General features: G+C 37.7%; 21 protein-coding genes and 1 pseudogene. 4 read left to right on the forward strand and 18 right to left on the reverse strand.

Features of this window, described 5'->3' with window-relative positions; genetic code table 11:
- Window positions 1-200: 200 nt before the first annotated feature.
- Together F931_RS08815 and F931_RS08820 are read right to left on the reverse strand one after the other, a co-directional pair.
- On the reverse strand, window positions 201-662 hold the full coding sequence (locus F931_RS08815) for a hypothetical protein (RefSeq protein WP_016141038.1): 462 nt from the start codon (window positions 660-662) through the stop codon (window positions 201-203).
- Window positions 663-856: 194 nt separating this feature from the next.
- Complete coding sequence (locus tag F931_RS08820) at window positions 857-1,291, reverse strand: GFA family protein (protein WP_080649457.1); 435 nt, start codon at window positions 1,289-1,291, stop codon at window positions 857-859.
- A 225-nt stretch (window positions 1,292-1,516) separates the two neighbouring features.
- Here F931_RS08820 and F931_RS08825 point away from each other — a divergent pair, with 225 nt between their 5' ends.
- The gene (locus F931_RS08825; protein WP_016141040.1) at window positions 1,517-3,082 is read left to right on the forward strand and encodes a phospholipase D family protein; all 1,566 of its coding nucleotides are present in this window, start codon (window positions 1,517-1,519) and stop codon (window positions 3,080-3,082) included.
- Window positions 3,083-3,099: 17 nt separating this feature from the next.
- Here the strand turns inward: F931_RS08825 and F931_RS08830 are convergent, their stop codons facing one another.
- The 9 genes from F931_RS08830 to pqqA all read right to left on the reverse strand — a co-directional run bounded on the left by F931_RS08830 (window position 3,100) and on the right by pqqA (window position 9,503).
- The gene (locus F931_RS08830; protein ID WP_016141041.1) at window positions 3,100-3,687 is read right to left on the reverse strand and encodes a hypothetical protein; all 588 of its coding nucleotides are present in this window, start codon (window positions 3,685-3,687) and stop codon (window positions 3,100-3,102) included.
- 239 nt (window positions 3,688-3,926) lie between these two features.
- Window positions 3,927-4,163, reverse strand: a complete 237-nt coding sequence (locus tag F931_RS08835; RefSeq protein WP_025470304.1) for a hypothetical protein — start codon at window positions 4,161-4,163, stop codon at window positions 3,927-3,929.
- A 251-nt stretch (window positions 4,164-4,414) separates the two neighbouring features.
- A complete protein-coding gene (locus F931_RS08840; RefSeq protein WP_016141043.1) occupies window positions 4,415-4,591 on the reverse strand; it encodes a hypothetical protein in 177 nt (58 codons plus the stop codon).
- Between the two features lie 580 nt (window positions 4,592-5,171).
- Complete coding sequence (locus F931_RS08845; protein ID WP_016141044.1) at window positions 5,172-6,224, reverse strand: dipeptidase; 1,053 nt, start codon at window positions 6,222-6,224, stop codon at window positions 5,172-5,174.
- An 18-nt stretch (window positions 6,225-6,242) separates the two neighbouring features.
- The gene (pqqE, locus tag F931_RS08850; protein ID WP_016141045.1) at window positions 6,243-7,397 is read right to left on the reverse strand and encodes a pyrroloquinoline quinone biosynthesis protein PqqE; all 1,155 of its coding nucleotides are present in this window, start codon (window positions 7,395-7,397) and stop codon (window positions 6,243-6,245) included.
- Window positions 7,394-7,678, reverse strand: coding sequence for a pyrroloquinoline quinone biosynthesis peptide chaperone PqqD (gene pqqD, locus F931_RS08855; RefSeq protein WP_016141046.1), 285 nt, complete (start codon window positions 7,676-7,678; stop codon window positions 7,394-7,396). The genes pqqE and pqqD overlap by 4 nt, the downstream gene beginning before the upstream one ends.
- Window positions 7,675-8,433 (reverse strand): pyrroloquinoline-quinone synthase PqqC, encoded by a 759-nt coding sequence (gene pqqC / locus F931_RS08860; protein ID WP_016141047.1) that lies wholly within the window; start codon window positions 8,431-8,433, stop codon window positions 7,675-7,677. Before pqqC ends, pqqD begins: the two co-directional genes overlap by 4 nt.
- An 8-nt stretch (window positions 8,434-8,441) precedes the next feature.
- Window positions 8,442-9,353: a pyrroloquinoline quinone biosynthesis protein PqqB gene (pqqB, locus tag F931_RS08865; RefSeq protein ID WP_016141048.1), complete on the reverse strand. Its 912-nt coding sequence runs from the start codon at window positions 9,351-9,353 to the stop codon at window positions 8,442-8,444.
- Between the two features lie 75 nt (window positions 9,354-9,428).
- Window positions 9,429-9,503 (reverse strand): pyrroloquinoline quinone precursor peptide PqqA, encoded by a 75-nt coding sequence (pqqA, locus tag F931_RS21955; RefSeq protein ID WP_001982218.1) that lies wholly within the window; start codon window positions 9,501-9,503, stop codon window positions 9,429-9,431.
- A 454-nt stretch (window positions 9,504-9,957) separates the two neighbouring features.
- Here pqqA and F931_RS08870 point away from each other — a divergent pair, with 454 nt between their 5' ends.
- Window positions 9,958-11,739, forward strand: a complete 1,782-nt coding sequence (locus F931_RS08870) for a bifunctional metallophosphatase/5'-nucleotidase (protein WP_016141049.1) — start codon at window positions 9,958-9,960, stop codon at window positions 11,737-11,739.
- Between the two features lie 51 nt (window positions 11,740-11,790).
- Here F931_RS08870 and F931_RS08875 read toward each other — a convergent pair whose 3' ends face one another.
- Window positions 11,791-12,192 (reverse strand): transcriptional repressor, encoded by a 402-nt coding sequence (locus tag F931_RS08875; protein WP_005305185.1) that lies wholly within the window; start codon window positions 12,190-12,192, stop codon window positions 11,791-11,793.
- A 138-nt stretch (window positions 12,193-12,330) separates the two neighbouring features.
- Window positions 12,331-14,292, reverse strand: a complete 1,962-nt coding sequence (locus tag F931_RS08880; protein WP_016141050.1) for a TonB-dependent receptor plug domain-containing protein — start codon at window positions 14,290-14,292, stop codon at window positions 12,331-12,333.
- A gap of 217 nt (window positions 14,293-14,509) precedes the next feature.
- Here F931_RS08880 and F931_RS08885 point away from each other — a divergent pair, with 217 nt between their 5' ends.
- Window positions 14,510-17,671 (forward strand): multidrug efflux RND transporter permease subunit, encoded by a 3,162-nt coding sequence (locus F931_RS08885; protein ID WP_016141051.1) that lies wholly within the window; start codon window positions 14,510-14,512, stop codon window positions 17,669-17,671.
- Window positions 17,672-17,725: 54 nt separating this feature from the next.
- Here the strand turns inward: F931_RS08885 and F931_RS22585 are convergent, their stop codons facing one another.
- The 5 genes and pseudogenes from F931_RS22585 to F931_RS08905 form a co-directional block, all read right to left on the reverse strand.
- On the reverse strand, window positions 17,726-17,914 hold the full coding sequence (locus F931_RS22585) for a phosphopantetheine-binding protein (protein WP_235823111.1): 189 nt from the start codon (window positions 17,912-17,914) through the stop codon (window positions 17,726-17,728).
- Window positions 17,915-17,944: 30 nt separating this feature from the next.
- Window positions 17,945-18,595 (reverse strand): annotated as a pseudogene (locus F931_RS08890) (isochorismatase family protein); the annotation flags it as partial.
- Window positions 18,596-18,616: 21 nt separating this feature from the next.
- On the reverse strand, window positions 18,617-20,281 hold the full coding sequence (locus F931_RS08895) for a (2,3-dihydroxybenzoyl)adenylate synthase (RefSeq protein ID WP_016141053.1): 1,665 nt from the start codon (window positions 20,279-20,281) through the stop codon (window positions 18,617-18,619).
- Window positions 20,278-21,516 (reverse strand): isochorismate synthase, encoded by a 1,239-nt coding sequence (locus F931_RS08900; protein ID WP_016141054.1) that lies wholly within the window; start codon window positions 21,514-21,516, stop codon window positions 20,278-20,280. The genes F931_RS08895 and F931_RS08900 overlap by 4 nt, the downstream gene beginning before the upstream one ends.
- Before the next feature lie 43 nt (window positions 21,517-21,559).
- A complete protein-coding gene (locus F931_RS08905; protein WP_016141055.1) occupies window positions 21,560-22,330 on the reverse strand; it encodes an SDR family oxidoreductase in 771 nt (256 codons plus the stop codon).
- A 266-nt stretch (window positions 22,331-22,596) separates the two neighbouring features.
- Here F931_RS08905 and fes point away from each other — a divergent pair, with 266 nt between their 5' ends.
- Window positions 22,597-23,796: an enterochelin esterase gene (gene fes, locus F931_RS08910; protein WP_016141056.1), complete on the forward strand. Its 1,200-nt coding sequence runs from the start codon at window positions 22,597-22,599 to the stop codon at window positions 23,794-23,796.
- Window positions 23,797-23,801: the final 5 nt, after the last annotated feature.

Consider the following 23,801-nt stretch of genomic DNA (forward strand, 5'->3'; position numbering starts at 1 on the left):
ACTAACATTGAAGGATGTATCTGTTTTTAGGCCAATGAGTCTGTTTCTGTGCGTTATGCAAACTTTTGTGAAAAGATATAACAATATATTTTTTAGCAACAAGACAAGCAAAATTAAAAAACCGCCCCAGTAGGCGGTTGCTGAATTTACAGCGACATATAGAAGTGTAGTGGACGATCGCTTCTATATTTTTTATGTACTTATTTTTCTTCTTTTATAATTTTAGTAAAATCATCTGATTTGAAATAATTGATAATCATCTCTCCATCATCTCGAGTCGAAGTAGAAGTTGATACTTTAGATAGTTCGTCATAATTAAATTTAAAATCAGGAGGTATAAATTTTGAGATAGGTGGAAGCTTGGTCTCTCCTCCTGTTGTAATTCTTTCAATAAAACCTGCGAGCCAAAGTATATATTCATCTTTATTTTTATATTTCGGCATAAGGCTCATGTCTAACTTTATGGCACACTCCTCTAAAGGCTTAGTTAGGCATTCCTCAAAATCTATAAAATTGTATTTAAGTTTAAATTTGGTGCCTTTAATTTCATTACGAATTGCACCCACTAGTTGATTTAAGTTTTCTGCTGAGCTTTCTGAAAATAAATTTTTGTCCTCAATCTTTTTATACACATTCTCAGCGATGATTAAATATTGTGGCATCTCTATTTTCTCCCTTTTATTGTTAAGCTACTCACTCAGCCTTTTAAGGAAGTATGATAGATATCATGTTTTCTAATGTAATTGTTGTGCTGCCAATTGTAATTAATGTGTTTTTGTGAAACTTGCAAGCATAACCATCCGAAAAAAATAAATTTAATGCAAACTAAGTCTCATTTTTTGGATAGGAATTTACTTTAATCAAAAAGTATTTTTAGTTCATTTAAAGTGGGAAGTTGATTATAGGACTCATCAGCCGCTATTGTGTTTGCCCAATTGGTTTTTGAAACCATACAAAAATTAAGTTTCTTTAGCACAACAATATCTTGATCTATCAATCCTAATGGAATCCACATAAAGTCGGTACTGCCCACTAAGTTCGGTACTGGCGATCCGCATTTGCTGCAAAATGAAGAAGTGAAGCCGGTTTCTTTTTTATAGGTGCGGACAAGTTCTAAACCTGATAACCATTCAAATCTATTCTTACTTACTAAAGTTGCTGCGTTTGATCCCGTTCCGGTTTGTTTACGGCAGAGACTACAGTGGCAATGATAAACCGTGTTTATTTCATTGCGAATAGAAAATTTGACTTCATTGCATAGACAAGAACCCACATGGCTCATCTCGAGTATCCTTTTTAAAATAATGTTGAATATAGCATTAGGCTTAAAAAGGGTTAAATTTAACTTTATATTTTTAAATAGATATGTTTTCGTAGAATTACCTATAAATATAAGAAATTGCTAGAGTTGAGACTTGGCAGAGTGTATTTATAACGTTTAATATGAATTTTGACATATAAATTGAATATAAAAATGCTGTGATGGATTTATCTTGGATGCGACTTAAAAGCTTACATGATTAATCAATTGTATCAGCAATATAGCCGTATGGCATTAAATGCTTGGGGCTTTACAAATACACCTTCGTATAACGGTACATACGACCCTGATGAGAATGATACAGTGACGAATAGCTTTAATTGGTTGAATGATGAGCAAGCTACGGAAAAAACGAAACAAGGTTTAACTGCTTTTGTCGCATTAGATGATGCCTTTATCAGTATCGCTTCTCGTATGTACCTCATTAGAAATGCAAAAGAAAAGATCGATTTACAATACTATATTTGGACCAATGATTTTGTTGGAAACTTAATGCTGCATGAGTTGCTAACGGCGGCAGATCGTGGCGTAAAAATCCGTTTACTCATCGATGATCAAAACGGAATAAAGCTCGATGGTGTTCTCCGGAGTCTTCTGCACCACCCTAACTTTGAAATTCGATTATTTAACCCATATAAATTTAGATATTTAAGAATCTTGGACTATATTTTTCGGTTCAAAAAAGTAAACCATCGCATGCATAATAAATTAATTATTGCAGATGGCATGATTGCTGTAACAGGCGGTAGAAATATCAGCAGTGAATATTTTGATGCAAGTAGTAAGTTTCAGTTTACAGATTTAGATATTTTATTTTATGGCCATACAGTACAGCATGCTCAAGTCGTATTTAATGATTTTTGGCAAAATGATTTAAGTCAAAATGCTACCGAGCTCATAGGTACATGTGCTGTCCACCACTTGCAAACACTCAGGCAGCACTATCATGATCTGCTTCACGAAAGTGAAAATCATATTCAAACTGAAGATAAGCTTTCCGATGCACAAACTTATTTAAAAGAGCTCCTACAAAATTATCCAATTCAATGGTCAAAAGCATATTTCGTTGCAGATTCACCTAAAAAAATCTTAGGGTTAGCCTCTAAGGAAGAGATGCTTTATGGGCAAGTCATAAAGATTATGGGTGAACCAGAGCAGCATATCGAATTAGCTTCTGCTTATTTTGTGCCGACTCAGCAAGGAACTTATTATTTAAAACAGCTAAAAGTACAAGGGGTTAAAGTCAGGGTTTTAACCAATTCTTTTGCTGCAAATGATGTAGCGATTGTGCATGCTTTTTATAGTCAATATCGAGTTGAAATGCTCAAAAATGGCGTAGAGCTATTTGAGTTTAAGCCATTTTTAGAACGTAGACGCCGAACATGGTATGAAGTAGTGACTGGAAGTGTAATCCCTGCAAAAGGTAAAAATAAATCGAGCTTACATGCCAAATTTTTTGACGTAGACGGTAAAGTATTTATTGGTTCATTTAATTTTGATCCACGTTCAACTTACTTAAATACTGAGGTTGGTCTTGTGATTGAGTCGAGTCAACTACAAGCTCAAGTTTCAGTCATGCTTGATCAACATTTACCTCAAGTCGCCTACCAGCTTAAGTTAAATAATGAAGGAAAGATTATTTGGTTAGATTATCAGTCAGATGGAAAAATTATTGAATATGACAAAGACCCAGATACGAGTCTTTTTCAACGTACCATGGTTAAAGCAGTTTCATATTTACCAATTGAATGGATGATGTAAAAGCGTTTTAGCTTTAATTATAAAATCCCAATTTCTTTAAAGAATTTTCGATAAGCCTCTGCTTTCTTTTCTAGTGCCAATGGATAAGCTCTAGAAGACGATGGTAGACGGTATAAATTAATGTTACGTCCTGCAAAGTAAGTCGAGGTAGACATTCCTATAAGCGGTTTTTCAGTGTGTTCCGGTAAAACAGAAATTAAGGTGTCAGTCGCTTTATCGCCAGTGGTCATAATGGTCTGACATAAAGGAATCTGCTGAAGCAAAACAGCAAGATCTGTGGGTGTTACAATTTCAAGAAATTTATCTGCAGCATTCCCCTTCAACCTTTTAATTTGGTAAGCGGTATCAAAGATTGCAATGCCAGTTTCAATCAAGAAATTTCGAATACGTTCTTCATTAAAATTTTTTTGGCTTTCACTTAAAAAGTAAGTTTTGTCTTGGAAAAAGATCAAACCGAAAATACGCCACATGTCATTTTGGAAATTTGGATAGTAAAAGTCCATCTTCCATTTATTACGTGGTGGTGGAAAACTACCTAACATGAGTAAACGAGCATTTTCAGGTAAAAATGGTTCAAGTGGATGTGTTTCTATCTCAATTATCATAAAAAATCAGTAGTTACTTAAAAGTCTTATAAATAAATTAACCTATTTTCTAGTTAATCACGAGTCATGAAATGCAATTTCTCTTCATTAAAGCATTAAAGGATGTCACAAAAGTAAGCATTGTTGAAGAATACTTATTTTAAAAATATTTTTTTCTTAAGTAAGTGCATTGAAGCGAAACATATTTATACTTCACCTCAATCACTTAGAAATATTAAAATGTTCTCACAGAAAAACGATTAAGAATTAAGGACTTTAAAAACTTTACCTGTTCTTGGATGAGCAAAAGTATTATCTTGGTCTAAATTGATGACTTTATCCGAAATCACAATTTTAGAAAGTGGTAACCAATTCTGCTCTTGTTCAGCTTGGACAAAGTTTTTTTCATAAATATTTTCATAAATTTGTTCAACAACGATTTCCATTCCACACATACTTTTAGCATTCACTTCTTTTAAAATATGGCGCTTTGACATTCTAGTCTCCATTTTTTTATTATCCGCATCGCTCATAATAAAGACTCCACTGATACAATATGTAAATTTTAATAATGAAAGTGTTTTTTTTGTTTTAATCATATTTTCGTAATAGTTAAATGAATAGTTGAGTAATTATTTAATTTAAAGATTATTTTTAAGTTAAACTATGAAAAGTAAATATTGCCGATAAATTTTTAATTTTAATAAAAATTGAAGGGTTCATTAACTGAACCCTTTTTTATTTAATTCTAAACTTGTACTACGTTATCAAGCGAACTATCGTCTTTATTTTTAGCAGTGTCTTTACTCATCATTGTGTCAGTATCGCTATCTGTGTTAAAGCTCTTACTATTTTTTTGCTTTTTCTTGTACATACACATGCCAATCGCAATACCTGTTCCCAACACTATAATTGATTTTAACATTTTGCACCTCTTTGATTAACGGAGTAACTTTTGAGCAATTAGTTTAAATTAATAGCACAAATTTTGTTATTTAAAGGCTTTCATTTGTCCGCTTTTGTAAGGTGTTTATTTTTTATGTTAATTGAAGAGTAAAATATTCTGAAAAAATAAATTTTGATACAAAGCAAAAAGCCTATTCTAAAAAAGAACAGGCTTTTTACTGTATTTCAGGATTAAGCAGTATTATGAATTGCTTTTAAGCAATCTTATTATCTTTAAATACAATACAACTGTATTTAATGCTGAACTTTTAGTCAAGATGGAATTGAGGGATTTTACTAATAATTAGTGATTATTGTGATGAGTGTCACTTTATTTTCTTAAGATAAGAAAAAACCCATTTCTACTTCTCATGAAGAAATGGGTGATGTGAAAACCACAAAAGACCTGAAATACCAAATGTTCTTACATTCAGTAAGGTTAAGTGTAGTGAATATACCGAATGGTTGACAATTAAACTATTTGTATTTTTTTTAGTCATTTCGGCCAATAAAAACAGTGAATGATTTTACAGATTAATTCTGTTTAGTCGTTCATTTCATTATTGACCAAAAATTCTATGAAGTACCCGTATCCAATTATTCATACATATATTTTCAATTAGCGTTTTAGAATAACCACGCTGTTGCATACCTTCAATTAAACGATGTAGGCCAGTTACATCTTCAAGTTCAGTACCAATAAGTGCACCGTCAAAATCCGATCCAAAACCTACGTGTTCTTCGCCTAAATGATCCATTAAATATTCTAGATGTTCCAAAATTACATCTATGGATGTATTCGCATTGCGTTGCCCGTCCGTCCGTAAAAAAGCAACATCGAAGTTTACCCCAACCATACCTTTACTTTCCCGAATTGCTTTGAGCTGTGGGTCAGTTAAATTACGGGCTTGAGGACATAAAGTATGTGCATTAGAGTGCGTTGCTACAATTGGCTGCTGCAATATATCTACAGTATTCCAAAAAGCTTTCTCATTCATATGAGAAACATCAATCACCATTTTTTTATCTGCGCAGCGTTTTATAAAATCTTTGCCATCACTCGTGAGACCTGCTCCTGTGTCGGGTGAGTGAGGAAACTTAGCATTTAAACCATGCCCAAAACGACTAGGTCTATTCCACAGTGGGCCAATACTACGCAGACCTTTTTCATAAAATATATCGAGTAAATCAGGATTTTCTTGTAAAGCTTCAGCTCCTTCCATATGCAACATAATTGCTAGCTTTTGCTCTACTAAGCAATCCTGAATATTTTGAACCGATGTGCAAATTTTAATATTTTTAGAGCGGTGACCAAGTTGCTGAGCTAAATCGAGTTGTTCCAAGCAAATTTGTTCAATTTGCTGTTGGGTAAAATCAGAAGCATTTTGATCAAATAGTTTATTGGCATGATGCTGTTGAACATAGCTATATGGAGGTAAAAAAATCGCAAACATTCCCCCCATAAAACCAGCTTGTTCACAGCGTTTTAGATCAAGATGGCCCGCTAGGCGTTCATGAATAAAAGCATGTACAGGATCTGAATGATCACTTAGCCATAAACGTGTTAGAGCATCATTATGCCCATCAAAAACTGGAATATGGCTAGGCTTCATAAGTATTCCTATTACTTGCTATATGTCTGTAATCCTGTGGACTGGAATATTTTGTGTGGCGCTTAAGGACTTAGAGTTTCGACTATTACGGAAAACTAACTGTTGTAGAGGTGCAGCCAACTGACTTTCTGCGCGTGCTTGTTCAATCATTTGATGATACGGCGATTTTCCGCATACAGGATCGGCATTAGCCGCGTCTCCAGTCAACATATAGGCCTGACATCGACATCCACCAAAATCACGATCTTTATCTGGGCAACTACGGCACCCTTCTGGCATCCACGCATCGCCACGGAAATGATTAAACCCCGTTGATTTGTACCAGATATCTGACAATTTATGTTCACGGACGTTTGGAAAGGAAATTGGTAATTGTCGTGCTGCATGGCAAGGCAGTGCCATACCATCTGGAGCAACTGTAAAGAAGATTTTACCCCAGCCATTCATACAGGCTTTTGGTCGTTCTTCATAATAATCAGGCACTACAAAGATTAGTTTGCAAGGATGGTTTTGCGCTTTTAATTTTTCTCGATATTCATTGGTAATCCGTTCCGCACGGGTCAGTTGCTCTTGGGTGGGTAATAAACCTTGGCGGTTTAAAAAAGCCCAACCGTAAAACTGACAAATTGCTAACTCAACTGTATCTGCATTAAGTTCTAGGCAAAGTTCAATGATTTGTTCTATCTGGTCAATGTTATGTCGATGAATAACAAAGTTAAGCACCATTGGGTAATCATACTTCTTAACTAGTCGGCACATTTCATACTTTTGTTCAAAAGCATGCTTTGAACCTGCTAAGGCATCATTTACCACAGGGTCACTCGCTTGGAAGCTCACTTGAATGTGATCTAACCCCGCTTGCTTTAAATCAGCAATGCGTTGTTCGGTAAGGCCCATACCCGAGGTAATTAAGTTGGTATAAAAGCCTTGTTGATGAGCATGTGCAACGAGTTGTTCTAAGTCCTGACGTACCAGCGGTTCACCGCCAGAAAAACCAAGTTGAACAGCACCCATCTGACGTGCTTGATCAAAAACATCGAACCACTCTTGGGTGGTCAGTTCATTTTTATGCTGAGCGTAGTCTAATGGATTTGAGCAATATGGGCATTGTAGCGGACAACGATACGTGAGTTCCGCTAATAACCATAAAGGTAGGCCAATACCTTCTGTCATACTAAATCAATCCAGTGTTGTTGCTTTGCGACTAGCATGTAATCCACTACATCCTGATCAATTTCAGCAATATCACCAAATTTTTGCTTTAACTGAGTAATAATTGCAGAAACATTTTGCTGCCCATCAATATATTGTCCGATTGCTCCTGCACTTTCGTTTAACTTGATCATGCCTTCAGGATATAAAATCACAAAACCATTTTGAGCTGGCTCGAACTGAAAACGGTAACCTTGGCGCCATATCGGCACAAGGTTTAAATCAAACTGCTCTTTATTCATTTAAATAGTCCTTTGTGCCAAACCCGTTTACTTGTCACACTGTGATACGGCGCTTCATTGTGAACATATGCCAAAGTTAAAGCATCTAAAATGCTCCATAAAATATCCAGCTTAAACTGCAATATTTCAAGCATTCGTTCTTGTTGCTCAAAAGTTGTAAATGAATCAAGCGTAATTGTTAAACCATGTTCAACATCACGGCGCGCCTGACTTAAACGAGAACGAAAATACTCATAGCCTTTATCATCAATCCATGGATAGTGCTGTGGCCATGAATCAAGACGTGATTGGTGAATTTGTGGGGCAAAAAGTTCAGTTAACGAGCTGCTTGCTGCCTCACGCCATGAGGCACGGCGTGCGAAATTTACATAGGCATCTACTGCAAAACGGACACCAGGTAATACCAGTTCTTCAGAAATAACTTGTTCACGACTCAAGCCCACAGCTTCGGCTAAGCATAACCATGCTTCTCGACCACCGCCATCAGGATATTCACCATCTTGATCGATCATGCGTTGAATCCATTCTTGACGGACTCGTTGGTCAGGGCAATTTGCCATAATGGCTGCATCTTTAAGCGGAATATTAATTTGATAGTAATATCGGTTTGCCACCCAAGCTTGAATTTGCTGTTGAGTTGCTCGGCCTTCATACATCATCACGTGAAATGGATGATAGATATGATAATACTGGCCTTTTTCGATAATGGCTTGTTTGAATTGCTCGGTCGTTAAAGCTTCAGGTGTTTGAGTCATGTTTCACCTTAGAGTTCAATCTGCATGCCATCATAGGCAACCTCTACACCATTTGCTTTAAGCTCAGCAAACTGGCTAGAGTTTTCATTTAAAATTGGATTGGTATTGTTAATATGAATCAGCACTTTTTTAGGTGTGGTTAGCTGATTTAAATAAGACAGTGAACCACCTTCGCCACTAATATATAAATGCCCCATTTCACGGCCAGTTTTCGTTCCAACCCCTGTCTGTTGCATTTCATCATCTGTCCAAAGCGTACCATCAATCATGACGCAGTCTGAACTCTGCATAATCTGCATGATTTGATCGTCAATTTTTCCAAGACCCGGTGCATAGAACAACTGCTTTTGTGTTTTATGATCTTTGATAATTAAAGCAATATTGTCGCCGTCATGTGGGTCATGTCGATGCGGTGAATATGGCGGTGCAGCACTTTTAATAATTAAAGGTAAAAATTCTAAATTTTCGAAACCATCAACTTTAAAGGCTTGCGTAGGATTAATCTCATGGTATTGAAGACCACCATTCCAGTGTTTGAGCATATTAAAAACTGGAAAGCCGCTCGTTAAATCTTGGTGGACCATTTCTGTACACCATACATTCATTGGGCAACCTTCACGTAAGGTTAAAAGCCCAGTGGTATGGTCTAACTGACTGTCCATTAAAATAACGCTCGTTATTCCTGTATCACGCAATTTACGTGCTGGTTGAGCTGCTTTAAATTCGAAAAGTTGCTGCCGAATATCAGGTGATGCATTTAATAAAACCCAGTCTGTCCCATTTTCAGAAACAGCAATTGATGATTGAGTACGGGCTTTGGCTTGGATTGTACCTGTGCGCACCCCATGACAATTCGGGCAATTACAATTCCACTGCGGGAACCCGCCTCCAGCAGCTGAACCTAAAACATAAATATACATAAAATTAATATCTTATTAGAAAGAGATAAGCCCTAGAGCAAGACTAGGGCTTATAACATATTTGGATGAAACTGATTAACGTGCTTCGAAGTACATTGTAACTTCAAAACCAATGCGTAAATCAGTAAAAGCTGGTTTAGTCCATTGCATAAATTATCTCCAGTTCATATTAATCTTGTGAAATGAATCACTTGATTAAGATTTTAAGGCAATTAAAAATTTATTTTAAATAATAAAAGTAGTTTTGTAGATAATCTCTAGACAATATATTGTTCGATAATTGTGTTTTTTGTCCAAATTTTAGCAATCTTATTATTTTGGAAAAATTATTTTATTAATATTTATAGTTTTTTTAAAGAAATTAAATTTAATTTTATTAACTATAAAGATTAGCTCGATATTTATTATATCTTTGATAATTATGTGAAAATTTTAATTGAAAAATTATGTATTTAATATTTAAGATATTTTTTTAATAGTGCTATTTTATTAAGTATGCTAATTGTCCAAATTTTATTCTCTTCTAGGTTATATTCATTTTTCATCAAATATTCATACTAAAAACGTATTTTTTATGCGTCTTAATTGAGCAAATGATAAAAAAATGAAAAATTTAACAACACTATTTAAAGTAACAGCACTTTCTCTAGCAATAGCGGTATTGGCGGGATGTAATGACGATGATGATAACGACGCAGCACCACCTGCCCAAAGAAGCAATCAGACTGTAAATATTTTAGCTTTTAATGACTTTCACGGAAATCTTGAACCCCCCAAGCGTTATGTTGAGGCACCAAATCCAAATGAGGCTACTCAAACTGTTCGTATTCCTGTGGGTGGGGTGAGTTACTTTGCCGATGCCATTAAAAAACTTAAAGCAGAAAATCCAAATAATGCAGTAGTTTCGGCAGGCGATTTAATTAGTGCTTCGCCTCTAACCTCTTCTTTATTTTTAGATGAACCAACCATTGAAGTCATGAATGATATTCAAATTGACTTTAATGCTGTCGGCAATCATGAATTTGACCGTGGTACAGATGAATTACGCCGTTTAAAGAACGGCGGATGTCAGCAATATACCAGCACTGCCCCATGCCAAATTAATAAAAACTTTAGTGGTGCAAAATTTGATTTCCTTGCTGCCAACGTAGCAATGAAAAGTGATGCCAGCAAAACAATCTTTCCTGCTTATAAAGTCAAAACTTATGGTGGAATTCCAGTCGCATTTATTGGTTTAACTCTTAAAGCGACCCCAAGTATTGTTTCTGCTGCTGGTATTAAAGACGTTGAATTCCGTGATGAAGCAGATACGGTAAACGCTTTGATTCCTGAGTTACAAAAACAAGGCATTGAAGCCATTGTCGTAGTTGTGCATGAGGGCGCAGCGCCAAGTACGAAGCTGAATGAAAAAACATGTGATGGCTTAAGCGGCCCAATTTTAGGAATTTTGGATAAATTAAATCCGGCAGTTGATATTGTTGTTTCAGGCCACACACACCAATCTTATATTTGTGACTATTCTACAAAAAATCCGGCGAAACCGTTCTTACTTACTTCGGCTGGACAGTATGGCACACTCATTACTGACATCAAGGTTGAGCTAGATGGTAAAACTGGGGATGTGATTAAAAAGGATGCTAAACAAGTCCCTATACAAAGTGAAGCCTATATGTCTGGTACAACCACTGTAAGCCTTACAGACCTCTATCAAAAATTTAGTAAAACCCCAAGCATTGAAGCCATTTTAGATAAATACCGCCAAGCTGTGACCACTATTTCAAGCCGTGTGGTTGGAACTGCGACAGCAGTAGTCAGTCGTACTCAAGTTGAAAGTGGTGAAAGTCCGCTCGGTATTATGATTGCCGATGCTCAACAAGCGGCTGCATTAAAGGCAAGTAATCAAGGCTCTGATTTTACGTTAATGAATCCAGGTGGTGTACGTGCTGATCTGCTCATCAATAGCAGTAATCAGATTACCTTTGGTGATGTTTTTGCAGTTCAGCCCTTTGGCAACTCGATTGTGACTTTGAGCTTAACTGGCAAACAGATTAGAGATGTGCTTGAGCAGCAATGGTCAGGTGCAAATGCAAACTCACCTAGAATTTTACAACCCTCTAAAGAATTAAGTTATCAATATGCGGCAAATGCGGCTGTTTCACCAAGAGCAAGTATCATCATGGTCGCTGGTTCACCGTTGGTTGACACTAAGGTATATCGCGTGACGGTAAATAGTTTCTTGGCAGATGGAGGTGATAACTTCACCGTATTAAAAGAAGGTCAAAATCGTGTAGGTGGTGGTCAAGATATTGATGCCCTTGAGAGCTATGTTGCTAAGAATTCACCTTTAATTATTCCAACTACAACACGTATTAAAGTCATTAAATAGTAAATTTAATAGAAAAGGACAGTTTAGGCTGTCCTTTTTTATTTGTAGTTCTTATTCTGTATAGAGATTAAGTTCAATACTACTGATATTGGTTCCTGTATTCGCAAAAATAACATCTATGACTTCATGCAGTAACTCTTTTACTTTTTCATGTTCATAACTGGTTGCTTCTGCCGTTTTTAGACAAATCAAGTTACAGCTCATTTTATCTTTTCTGATCTTATAAATACTTTTACTTTTTCCTAAGAACACCCTTTTGATGAGTTTGCGATTTTCAAATTCAGACAAGATTCGATAAATTGTTCCAAGCGTGATTTTATGTTCATTTTTAATTTGTGCATAAATACTTACCGCGCTTAAGCCTTGTGGATTTTGATTTAAAATTTCAAAAACCTGAATTCTCGATTTTTTTATTGGTAGTCCATTTAATAATGATTTTGAAGTTGCCGTCATGATTAATTAGCCTTAATGTTGAGAAGTATAGAAATTTTTAAAATTATTTTGTCTATACTTACTTGAAAATTATGGATATTTGTACGTTAAAAAGCAAAGCCTACTCCCCTATGAATAGGCTTTGCCCTTCGTTTTACCTTAGAAACTATAAGTCGCTTTTACAAAATAATTACGGCCATAAAGTTTGGTATTAAAGGTTTTATTTTTATCTTCTAGATCAACATCGGTCAGGTTTTTCACACCATAGTCCAATGTTAAGCGTGGTGAAAGTGGTGAAGTAAATGTCACGTCATAAGTGGTATAAGCTGGTAACTCTTTAGTTGCGGAGTACATTTGCTTACCAACGTAGCTTACCCCTGCATTTACACGAAAGTCTTCAACGGGTGCCCAAGAAATTGAACCATTAGCCAGCCATTCTGGTCGTTCAGTTAAATCTTGACCTGTCGTTTTATTTTTTGCATCAAGATAAGTGGCATTTGCCTTAACACCTAAATTATCTGTGAAATCATAACCACCTGTAAGTTCAACACCTTTAAGCTCTGCACGACTTACATTAGTCCAGATTTTTCTAAAATCACCCACTAAACGCGGGTCTCCATTACTTAATGTAATGGCTTCGATCAGGTTCTTCACATCATTTTGGAAAACGGTAACACCAGCATTCCAGTTTGGACGGGTTACAATTAAGGATGCTTCATAGTTGGTGCTTTCTTCTGGTTCTAAGTCAGGATTACCTCGAATGTGACAACTACCACCACATGAAATCATTGAGTAATTGATGTCTAACTGTGCAGGAGCCGGAACTTTATAAGCTTGGCCTACACCACCTTTTAGCACAACACCTTCCGCGAGTTGATAAGACAAATAGGCTTTACCAGTCGTTTTACCATCAAAGTCATCAAAGTCGTCGTAACGGCCGCCTAAAGTTAAAGTCAGTGCATCATTAATATGGGTATCGTTTTGAACAAATACTCCGTAACTCTTCTGCTGGTTTTTTCCCGTGCCGATATAGCTCACAACGTCTGTAATTTTTTGGTCTTTATAATCAAAACCTGCTGTAGTGTTATTCATCAGCCAATCAAAGTTAGCGAAGGCACGACCAATTAAATTTTCTTGCTTATATTGACGGTTTTGTGGCGCATCATATTCGCTATCGTAGTCAGAAATTTTAGCTGTTTCTTTACCAATGTAAGCTTCTGTTTTACCCCAACCCCATTTTCCACGGTGAGCAATTCCCACATTGGTTCGTTTCATTTCTGATTCTTGAATTGAAGTTGCCGCATCTTGAGTCAGTGGGCGTTTATCGTTGTTATAACCCAAATCTAGGTCTAAAGTTTGTTGGTCATTAATATTCCAACTTAATGTACCGTTTACGTTTTTAGTATCTTTTTCTACAAAGTAAGCCCCATCTGGATCTGGTTTGCCATTTCGGTACCATGCATCACGGTTATAGGCATCTCCTGCCAAAGTAAAACTTAGATTATCGGTTAAACCGCCGTATAAGTTAAATCCGTAACGGAATTGCTCTTTACCATTTCCGCGGTCTGCTCGGTTATATTGGCCAAAGACCGAACCATGCAGCTGCCCATCCTCGGCTTTCTTGGTAATAATATTGATGACTCCGCCCATAGCATCTGCTCCATAGAGCGACGACATTGGTCCTCGAATCACTTCTACTCGTTCAATACTATTTAAAGGGATTGCACTCCAATCAAAGTCATTACCTCGCCACATGGCACCATTAGATGACATGCGCTTACCGTTAAGTAGGATGAGTGTGTAGTTTCCCGATGTATTTAGCATTCCCCGTATAACGATTTTATCTTGTCCGCTGTTGTAGTTATAAACCCCAGCTTGTTTTTGTAAAACATCAGCAAGGCTGAGCGCCGCACTACGTTCAATCTCTTCACTCGTGATCACACTAATGGATGCAGGTGCTTTATCTACATCTTGTTCTTTTAATGCAGCGGAAACCACAATAGTTTTAAGTTTTTGAACTGATTCATTATTACTTGGCTGTTCACTATCTGTATTTGCTTGAACTGCAAACGGAAGCAGTGTTGAGATGGCGACCACCAGCGCCTTTTTAGTTAACGTCATTTCTCGGCCCTTATTCTGGATAATAATTACCATATGATAATTGTTATCATTTATGATGTGCCGAGCATCATATACTCATGACTTTTTCTGTTCAAGATAAAAATAATTATTAGTTATATAATGATAATCATTATTGTTTGTGATTTAAAAAAGCGTTAACATGGCACTTTCGTGTGCCTAAAAACCTATTTAAAACAATCTTAAAGTAGACATAACAATGCTCTCTCGATTTTTTATCTACCACCCTATCTTTGTTTCTGTCATTGCAATTACTATTCTTATTTTTGGTTTTTTTGCCACTTTAGCCATGCCGGTCGAACGCTATCCGAACCTTGCACCACCCGGTGTCACGGTCGTGGCGAACTACCGTGGTGCAGCTGCTGACACTGTAGAAGAAAGTGTGACCCAAATTTTAGAACAACAAATAAAGGGTCTGGATAATTTGCTGTACTTTACATCCCATAGTGAATCGTCCGGAACGAGCAGCATTGATATTCATTTTAAAATTGGCACAGATATTGATAAAGCGCAGCTTCAAGTACAAAACCGAATTAATGGTGCTTTAAACCGTTTACCTGAGGAAGTTCAAAGACAAGGCGTAAACATATGGAAAACCACCGGCGATATGCTGCTGATTGTGGGGCTATATGATGAAACTGGTAAAACCAGCAATATTGATTTGTCTGATTATATGGTGAATCACTTTGAACAACCTTTAAGTCAATTACAAGGGATTGGTGAAGTTGATGTTTTTGGTTCAAGTTATGCCATGCGCATTTGGTTAAACCCAAATCAGCTTAGAAATTACCAACTTGTGCCGAGTGATATTGAAAAGGCCCTCGAAGATTATAATACCCAAATTGCTGCTGGTTCGATTGGTGCAATGCCCTCTGCTTCTGATCAAAATATTTATGCAAAAGTAAAAGCAGGTTCGCGCTTAAAAACAATTGATGACTTTAAATCGGTGGTGGTTAAAGCAAATGTTGACGGTAGTCTTGTTTATTTAAAAGACGTCGCGAGAGTCGAGTTAGGCGCAGAAAATTACGAAAGCATTAATACACTTAATGGCTATCCGTCGGCAGGTTTAGGAATTTCTTTAAGCCCCGATGCCAATGCAATCGAGACTTCTGCTCTTATTAAAGAAAAAATGGCTCAGCTTAGCCAACATTTACCAGCTGGATATAAAGTTGTTTATCCACGAGACAATACGCCATTTATCGAAGAATCTATTAAGCAAGTCATGATCACTTTGCTTGAAGCAATCGTACTTGTCGTTATTGTCATGTATCTCTTTTTGCAAAATTGGCGTGCAACTCTTATTCCAACCATTACGGTTCCCATCGTCATTAGTGGAACATTTGTAGTGTTATATCTCTTTGGGTTGAGCATTAACACGCTTACGCTATTTGCACTGGTTTTAGCAATTGGATTATTGGTTGATGACACGATTGTAGTCGTAGAAAACGTTGAACGTCTCATGCACGAACAACAGTTAAGTGTACGTGAAGCTTGTTTAATGTCGATGCAAGAGATTAGCGGCGCATTGGTAGGTATTACGCTGGTCTTAACCGCGGTATTTATCCCAATGGCTTTTTTTAGTGGTTCGACCGGTATGATTTACCGTCAGTTTTCTATTACATTAGCAGCAGCGATGTTGTTATCGCTATTTGTAGCCATGACCATTACGCCAGCAATGTGCGCAGTTCTGTTAAAAAAACAGCATAAAAAACCAAAATGGGGACAAATGCTTGAGCTTGCTCTTCAAAAAGTCAGATCAGCTTTTAGTTTTTTATCGGTTCGCTTAACCCAATTTAAAGTATTTTCCAGTCTATTGGTTGTGGGTATAGCGGTTATTTTATTTATGATTTACCGCAGTTTGCCTACAAGCTTTATTCCAAATGAAGATCAAGGACTGCTGGCTGTGCCTTATAGTTTGCATAACAGTGCTTCAATGAGCCAGACGGAAGAAGTTGGAAGACTCGTCAATAATTATTTTTTTGAACATGAAGCCAAAAATATTAATACCGTACTGGTCGTAAATGGACAAAACTTTTCAGGGAGTGGTCCAAATTTGGGTATGGCCTTTGTTTCGCTTAAACATTGGAATGAGCGTAAAGGAGAAGCCAATACGGCGAGTGCTATTCGTGAACGTGCCCAAGCATATTTACAAAAGAATTTACCCGCTAAAGTCATGGTAGGTATGCCGCCAAGTGTATCTGGTTTAGGTCAGTCTGATGCTTTAGAACTTTGGCTTAGAGATGTAAATGGTCAAGGGCGCGATGAATTAATTAAACAATATAAAGCCTTAGAAAAAGAATCTCAGAATTATTCGGCCTTTGAAAATCTAAGCCCTCTTGTGAGTGAAGATAAAGCCGAAGTATTTATTCAACTCGACCAAAATAAAGCCAAAATGTTAGGAATTGACCAACAAGCAATTCGTTCAACCCTATCGACGGCTTGGGGTGGAAACTATGTGGGCGATTTTGTTGAACGAGGTCGAATTAAGAGAATCATTATGCAAGGCGATGCAGAATTCCGTTCTAAACCCGAAGATTTAGCATATTGGCATGTGCGAAATAACTCAGGTGGCATGCTTTCTCTCGCCCATTTTGCGCAAAGTCAGTGGAAAGGTGGCCCAGAAGCACTTACCCGATTTATGGGACTAACTGCCATTCAACTCGAAGCCAATGTAAGTCCAGGCTTTAGCTCAGGTCAGGCAATGCAACAGTTAAGTGATATGGTCAGTAAACAATCTGGTATAGATGTCGCATGGAGCGGTCTTTCATTACAAGAGCAACAATCTAGCCGCCAAGCAATTTATTTATATCTTATTTCTATTTTGTTTATTTTCTTATGTTTGGCTGCCTTGTATGAAAGCTGGAAAGTTCCTTTTATTATTTTATTAGGGCTTCCCTTAGGTATTACAGGCACTATTATTTTTGCTTGGATTTTTAAGTTACCTAACGATGTTTACTTTCAAATTGCCCTATTAACAGGTATTGGTTTATCTTGTAAAAATGCGATTCTCATTGTTGAGTTTGCGACTCAAGCACTCAAACAAGGAAAAAGTAAAATCGATGCGGCAAGTGAGGCTTTGAAACTGCGTTTACGTCCGATTTTGATGACATCTCTTGCCTTTGGTGCTGGTGTGGTTCCTTTGATTTTTGCAACTGGTGCAGGCGCTGCGAGTAGATATGAAATTGGAATGAGCATATTCGGTAGTGTTGTGTTTGGTACATTACTGGTACCGCTATTTACTGTGTTCTTCTTTGTTGTGGTTCATAGTTTACCGAGTTTTCAGTGGTCAATGAGCAAACTATGGTTGAGCCGAACTTTGAGATTTAACAGCCGTATAAAAAAGAATAATACCTCCTTTTAAAGATTAAAATAAAAAATGGCAGATATTAAATCTGCCATTTTTTATTCTTTAAATTTAAGCTACCAGCTTATCAATCCAAACTTCTAAGGTTGGTTGTTCAGCCAAATCTTCAAAACTCACCTGTGCGCCGTAAGCTTGCCATTTACCCACTAATGTCATGAGTCGTACCGAATCAAGCCCAAGCATGAGCAAATCATCATTTAACTGAATGTCTGATGCAGGAATCTGAAGCTGTTCGCTCACCGCCAAAACAATACCTTCTTCAGTGAGTGGTGATGCCGCTTGTTCAAGCGCCCAAGCTCGTGTGACTTGCTGAGTTGTCATGACTTGCCCACAACGAGTACTTGCGTATTTTAAAGCCATATCGTGTTCTTCACGGCTAAAATCAGCGAGCGCATCTCCACATAAAAATGGCTGGATATTTAGCATAAAGGCTTCCGCTGCACTCATAAGACAGCCGATATGAGCATAAACACCACAAATGATGAGCTGGTCACGGTTTGACTCACGCATGAGTTGTTCAAGTGGAGAAAACTTAAATGCGCTATAACGCCATTTTGTTAAGACAGTATCATTTTTTTGAGGAGAAATTTCCGGCAAAATTTGAGTGATTTTCGGATCATCTTTTAGGCCAGTTCCCCAAAAGTCAGTTAATAACTGGCGATGTTCCGGTGTCTGGTTACCAGGCTGTGCCGTATACACCACAGGGATATTAAACTTACGCGCAGTTTCAATTAGTTCTTTGGTATTTTTAATAAGTTCTGGAATAGGCGCTTGAGTTTGATCATAAAAATCTAAAAAATATTGCTGCATATCATGTACTAATAAAACAGCGCGACTGGTATGCAACTGCCAAGATGTTTTATTCGCCGTAAATTCGTGGGCTTGTGGCATGCTGTAACTAGCAATTTTAGGAATACTCATCAAATTTTTCCTTTTTTATCTTTAAGCAAGAACATTGGTGTTAGTTTCAAGTTGTTGACGTAATCTTTTTTTGTCGATTTTTCCAAAGGCTGTATATGGAAATTGCTCGATAAATTCGACCCGATCGGGAATTTTGTAGGTAGCAAGTCCATAGTCTTTCAGATGTTGACGAACTGACATTGCAAGGCGAATTTGGCTTGGGTCATCACTTTGTGCTTGCCATGCAATAAAGGCACAGCTTTTTTCCCCCATAATCTCATCAGGCATAGCAACTAGTGCTGCCAAACGGATTTGTGGGTGAGTTAATAAAGCTTGTTCAACCTCTTCAGTCGCAATTTTTTCACCAGCGCGATTGATTTGTTCTTTTGAACGCCCTTCTACCACAATGCAGCCATCTTCGCGAATACGCACTAAATCGCCTGTTCGATAAAAACCATCCGGTGTAAAAGAACGTGCATTATGCTCTGGTGCTTGATAATAGCCGCGAATGGTATAAGGCCCACGAGTCAGCAAATGCCCTACTTCTCCAGCGTCTACTGGCTGATCGTTATCATCCAGCACCAAGATTTCATCATCTTGTGAGATTTTTAAACCTTGGGTATGAACGATTTGCTCTTTCGTCATGTCAAAACGGGTGTAGTTCACCAGTCCTTCAGCCATACCAAAGACTTGTTGTAGATTGACTTGAAATTCATCAATTAGGCGTGAGGCAACGGCATTGGGTAAACGTGCTCCTCCGACTTGCAAACAACGTAAAGTCGATAATATTGGATCTTGATCTTTTGCTGCTTTATCCATCCAAGGTCGGACTAAAGCAGGAACTAAACAGGCATCGGTTACGCCGTGTTTCTTGATTAATGAAAAAGCAGTTTCAGGACTTGGATCAGTTCCTAAAACCACAGCTCCGCCCGAATAAAAAATGCCTAAAGAACCGGCCGAGCTCATTGAAAAGTTATGTGCCGCGGGTAAAACCATGAGTAAGCGTGATGACTGATTGAGACGGCAGATTTTTGCGCTTTCGCGTACGCTATATAAGTAGTCGTCATGGGTACGTGGAATCAGTTTAGGAACACCAGTACTTCCACCTGAAAGTTGTAAGAAAGCAACCTGATCTGCCGTAGTAGGCGAAATCGCTGTATCCAAAATACTGGTTTCTTTTAATAGATCTTGAATGGCTATAAATTTGCCGGCATTTCCAAGGACAAATACATGTTGTAAGCAAGGAGCAGTTTGCTGAAGCTTTTCGGCAAGTTCTCGGTAGTCAAATTTTTGTGCTCCAAAATCAGCACAGAAATAAGCTTTTGCTTGAGTTTGTTTAAAAAAACTGCTGAGTTCTGCATAGCGATGTGCAGGTAAAGACATCACAGGTAAAGCACCAAGCCGAATCAGTGCAAAAAATAAAATATAGAACTGATAGTGATTCGGCATCTGTACAACCGCTTTATCACCCGCTCTTAGTCCATGTTGATATAAGTGGCTGGTACAGTAATCAACTAAATGATCAAACTGAGCGTAACTGACGGCTTTTTCCCCATCATATACAGCAATATTTTCTGGGTATTTTTGAGCACTTTCACGCAAGAAATCACTCAAGTTTTGCCCAAGCCAATAACCTTTTTTACGGTAAATCTTAGCAAATTCTGCTGGATATGGCACGGCACCATCCAGATAAACCTGTGTTGTCATGTGTTTGGTCCTTGTATTGGCAATTGATTGGGTGAAATCTGGAATCCATCCAGTACAGTACGAAATTTAGCGGCAGTTTCAGCATGTTCAGCTTGCGGACTAGAAGCTTCCACAATCCCTGCACCAGCAAATAAACGGGCAATATTTTGATAAATTCGGGCACAGCGAACAGTCACCGACCATTCACCATTACCTTGTTCATCTGCCCAGCCCATGGTTCCTGCAAATAATTCACGGTTGAATGGTTCAAGTTGCTGAATTAATTCTTTAGCAATTGGACTAGGCTCTCCACAAATTGCGGGTGTTGGGTGTAAGCGTTCAATTAAGTCAAAAACATGTGTATTGGCTTTCTTAAGTTCGCCGGTGATATGGGATGCCAAGTGCCAGAGGCGTTTGGTACGAATGAGGGATGGTTGTTTTGGTACTTGTAATTGCTTGCAAAAAGGTGTGAGCTCATCGGCAATCATTTCGATGACGAGTGCATGTTCACGTTGATCTTTTTGTGAAGCCAGTAATGCTCTGGCATTGTTTTGGTCTACGGTTGGGTCATCATCACGAGCCAATGTACCGGCAACCGGTTTACTCCAGATTTTTGTATTTTGCTTTGCAATTAAGAGTTCGGGGCTTGCACCGACAAACCACCCTTCACTTTGAGGATGCCTCGCAACTGCATAGTTATAGCCTTCGGGATTATGCTTAGCTAAGTTATAAAATAAGTCCGAGACAGGAATATTTTGTTCAAATTCAAGTTGTAAAATACGAGCAAGTACGGCTTTATCGAGTTTTTTTGCTTGCATTTGTTGAACTAAATACTCAACTTGCTGTTGGTAATGTTCACCTAAAGGGAAATAATCCGCCTTTTCTAAAGATAAAAAACCAAAATCAATATCAGACTGTGCATAGAGTGCTTTCTGATAGATTTTTGCATTTTGCATGAGCATTAAATTGACATCGGCTGCCGAGCAAAATGGTAGTCCACCCATAATTTTGACGTCTTTATAACCGTCATTTATTGCATGCTGTAATTGAGTTCTCGCTTCATCTAACCAATCTTTTAAAAGGCTATTTTTAGCGACTTGAATATCTCGTAATTTTTGATGACTATTGATGGTGTATTCTGGCGTGGTAAAAATAAAACCTGCGTCATTTCCACAATTTAAAATTTCTTGCGCTAGTGCAACGCGGCTTTCAGTAAAATTTTCTCGTTGGATAAAATACGGATGCTGTGCCGACATCTCGCAACTCCTTATCAGTTATTTTGTTGTAATGAATGGATGTTTAAACACCTAAAGTGGCTCCTCCATCAACCACAATTTCTTGCATGGTAATTTGTGCAGCTTGATCAGAAAGTAAAAAACTTACCGTATTGGCAATATCTTCAGGTTGGGCTAATTTCCTTAAGGGAATGCCTGTACGGTATTGGCTTAAATCTCCATCGAGTACTGCAGGCGGAGGCGAATTATCGGTCCAAAGCTGCTGCTGCATTTGAGTTAGCGTAGAGCCCGGTGAAACAATATTAAGCCTGACTTGATGAGGTGCAATTTCAAGCGCAAGATTACGGCAGTAATGGCTCAATGCAGCTTTTGTAGTTGCGTACATGCCAAGTTGTATACGTGGCATCCGTGAACTATTTGAGCTAATCGTGACAATACTTCCCTGCTTTTTTTCACAAAAATGCTTAGCCATTTGTTGACTAATCGCAATAGGTGCCATGACATTTACTGCGAAAAGTGTTTGCCAGTCTTCTGTTTTTGCTTCAAGCATAGAACGCATAATCAAAACGCCCGCCGCATTCACTAAACCCGTCACGCTATATTTGTTTAAAATATTGTTAATGAGCTTTGCTGTTGTTTCTTGATCAGTAATATCTTGCTGAAAGCCTTGCCAACGTGAAATTTCACGTTCTTCTAGCTTTTGAGTAATTTCCCATTGTTCTGGGTTTTCCTGTCGGTCGATGCCGATGACTTGATACCCTTGCTGCAATAATTTTTTTGCAATAGCAGCTCCAATACCTCTTGCAGCACCTGTGACTACGATGGTAGAGCTCATGTTTTACTCCAGTTTGACTCGAATATTAAATTGCGCCACATAATTGCAAATAATTATCATTATTATCAAGTGCGATAAATAACAAACATAAGATTACAATCTAAATCAAGTTATTTATTAACCATAAATCTAACTTAAATTATTGTTTCTAATAAATATTAATAAAACTCATCTTTTTTTATTGATTATAATGATAATTGTTTTCATTTACTAATGATAATCATTCTGATAATTTGACCGCGCTTTCTTGTCGAGATGGACTCAAAATGAAGCCATTTTCTCAACCCTTACATCCCCTATTTCAACAACTCAATGTTGGGAGTGAAGTCTGGTGGAATACCGTAAAAAAACTAGGTAGCCCGCTAGTCACCCTACAAAAAAATAAAGCGCTATGTACCTTTATTTGGCGTAGTTCTGAACTCAAAGAAAGCCTTTTTATTTATATCGATATCTATTCACAAAGCCCTTCTATCTATCAAAAGTGGAATCGTTTTAGCCGCGTAGCTGGGACAGATGTGTACTTTTTTGAAATAGAGTTGCCTCTAGCTTGGGCTGGTAGTTACGTGGTCGTGACATCTAGTGAGGAGGCCCCAGAAACAGATTGTGCAGCAACACGACGCGCATGGTGGCAAACCCAGCTTAAACAGAATGCTCAAATTGATCCATTCAATCAACATCGGTTTTACACGGGATATCTGGCTCGATATATCAACCAAATTCAACTTGAAAACACAAAATCTTTAATAGCCGATTGCCCGATTACAAAAACATTTCAATGGTCAAGTCGCTTATGCCAGCAGGACTATTTAGTCGACGTTTTTATTAGTCATCAATCAACTCAAGAAGATTTGCCACTCATCATTTTGCTTGATGGCCAAATCTGGAGCCGAGAGCTTTCGATTATTCCCGATCTTCAGCATTTAACTGTTGAAGATAAGATTCGCCCAGCAGTTTATATTTTTGTTCATAGTTTAAATAGTCAACAACGCCAACGAGATTATGGTTGTCATGATGCATTTAGTCAGGCGTTGGTTTATGAACTTATTGAAACGCTTCTAAAAGAATATTCCTTTATTTCTAAAACAGACATTACCTTATGTGGTCAAAGTTTAGGTGGATTATGTGCTTTACATAGCGCCTTGTTGTTCCCGACCATTTTTACTTCTCTGATTTTACAGTCTGGATCTTATTGGTGGTCAGATTTTTCGAACAGTACGTTAGGTCAAAAATATAAAGGGAATATTTTAGAACTGTTTCAAAACCTATCTCATCCATTATCAAAAACAACTCAAATTTATATCAGTGCCGGCACGTATGAAACCGATATGCGGGACGATGCCCTACAGCTTTATCAACAATTGCAATCATTCAATCAAGTGAGCTTTCACAGTTTTTCAGGCGGACATGATGCCGTGAACTGGCGTACCGACTTGCTTAAGGCATTGCAAAAAACTCTTTCACTATAACCATT

Origin of the sequence: Acinetobacter pittii ANC 4050 (genome assembly GCF_000399685.1) — a bacterium.
GTDB lineage: Bacteria > Pseudomonadota > Gammaproteobacteria > Pseudomonadales > Moraxellaceae > Acinetobacter > Acinetobacter pittii_E.

Excerpts from the sequence above, each read along its gene's own strand:
- F931_RS08815 (WP_016141038.1), bottom strand. The coding sequence starts at position 662 with ATGCCACAATATTTAATCATCGCTGAGAATGTGTATAAAAAGATTGAG.
- F931_RS08825 (WP_016141040.1), top strand. The coding sequence starts at position 1,517 with ATGATTAATCAATTGTATCAGCAATATAGCCGTATGGCATTAAATGCT.
- F931_RS08830 (WP_016141041.1), bottom strand. The coding sequence starts at position 3,687 with ATGATAATTGAGATAGAAACACATCCACTTGAACCATTTTTACCTGAA.
- F931_RS08835 (WP_025470304.1), bottom strand. The coding sequence starts at position 4,163 with ATGTCAAAGCGCCATATTTTAAAAGAAGTGAATGCTAAAAGTATGTGT.
- F931_RS08840 (WP_016141043.1), bottom strand. The coding sequence starts at position 4,591 with ATGTTAAAATCAATTATAGTGTTGGGAACAGGTATTGCGATTGGCATG.
- F931_RS08845 (WP_016141044.1), bottom strand. The coding sequence starts at position 6,224 with ATGAAGCCTAGCCATATTCCAGTTTTTGATGGGCATAATGATGCTCTA.
- pqqE (WP_016141045.1), bottom strand. The coding sequence starts at position 7,397 with ATGACAGAAGGTATTGGCCTACCTTTATGGTTATTAGCGGAACTCACG.
- pqqD (WP_016141046.1), bottom strand. The coding sequence starts at position 7,678 with ATGAATAAAGAGCAGTTTGATTTAAACCTTGTGCCGATATGGCGCCAA.
- pqqC (WP_016141047.1), bottom strand. The coding sequence starts at position 8,433 with ATGACTCAAACACCTGAAGCTTTAACGACCGAGCAATTCAAACAAGCC.
- pqqB (WP_016141048.1), bottom strand. The coding sequence starts at position 9,353 with ATGTATATTTATGTTTTAGGTTCAGCTGCTGGAGGCGGGTTCCCGCAG.
- F931_RS08870 (WP_016141049.1), top strand. The coding sequence starts at position 9,958 with ATGAAAAATTTAACAACACTATTTAAAGTAACAGCACTTTCTCTAGCA.
- F931_RS08875 (WP_005305185.1), bottom strand. The coding sequence starts at position 12,192 with ATGACGGCAACTTCAAAATCATTATTAAATGGACTACCAATAAAAAAA.
- F931_RS08880 (WP_016141050.1), bottom strand. The coding sequence starts at position 14,292 with ATGACGTTAACTAAAAAGGCGCTGGTGGTCGCCATCTCAACACTGCTT.
- F931_RS08885 (WP_016141051.1), top strand. The coding sequence starts at position 14,510 with ATGCTCTCTCGATTTTTTATCTACCACCCTATCTTTGTTTCTGTCATT.
- F931_RS08895 (WP_016141053.1), bottom strand. The coding sequence starts at position 20,281 with ATGACAACACAGGTTTATCTGGATGGTGCCGTGCCATATCCAGCAGAA.
- F931_RS08900 (WP_016141054.1), bottom strand. The coding sequence starts at position 21,516 with ATGTCGGCACAGCATCCGTATTTTATCCAACGAGAAAATTTTACTGAA.
- F931_RS08905 (WP_016141055.1), bottom strand. The coding sequence starts at position 22,330 with ATGAGCTCTACCATCGTAGTCACAGGTGCTGCAAGAGGTATTGGAGCT.
- fes (WP_016141056.1), top strand. The coding sequence starts at position 22,597 with ATGAAGCCATTTTCTCAACCCTTACATCCCCTATTTCAACAACTCAAT.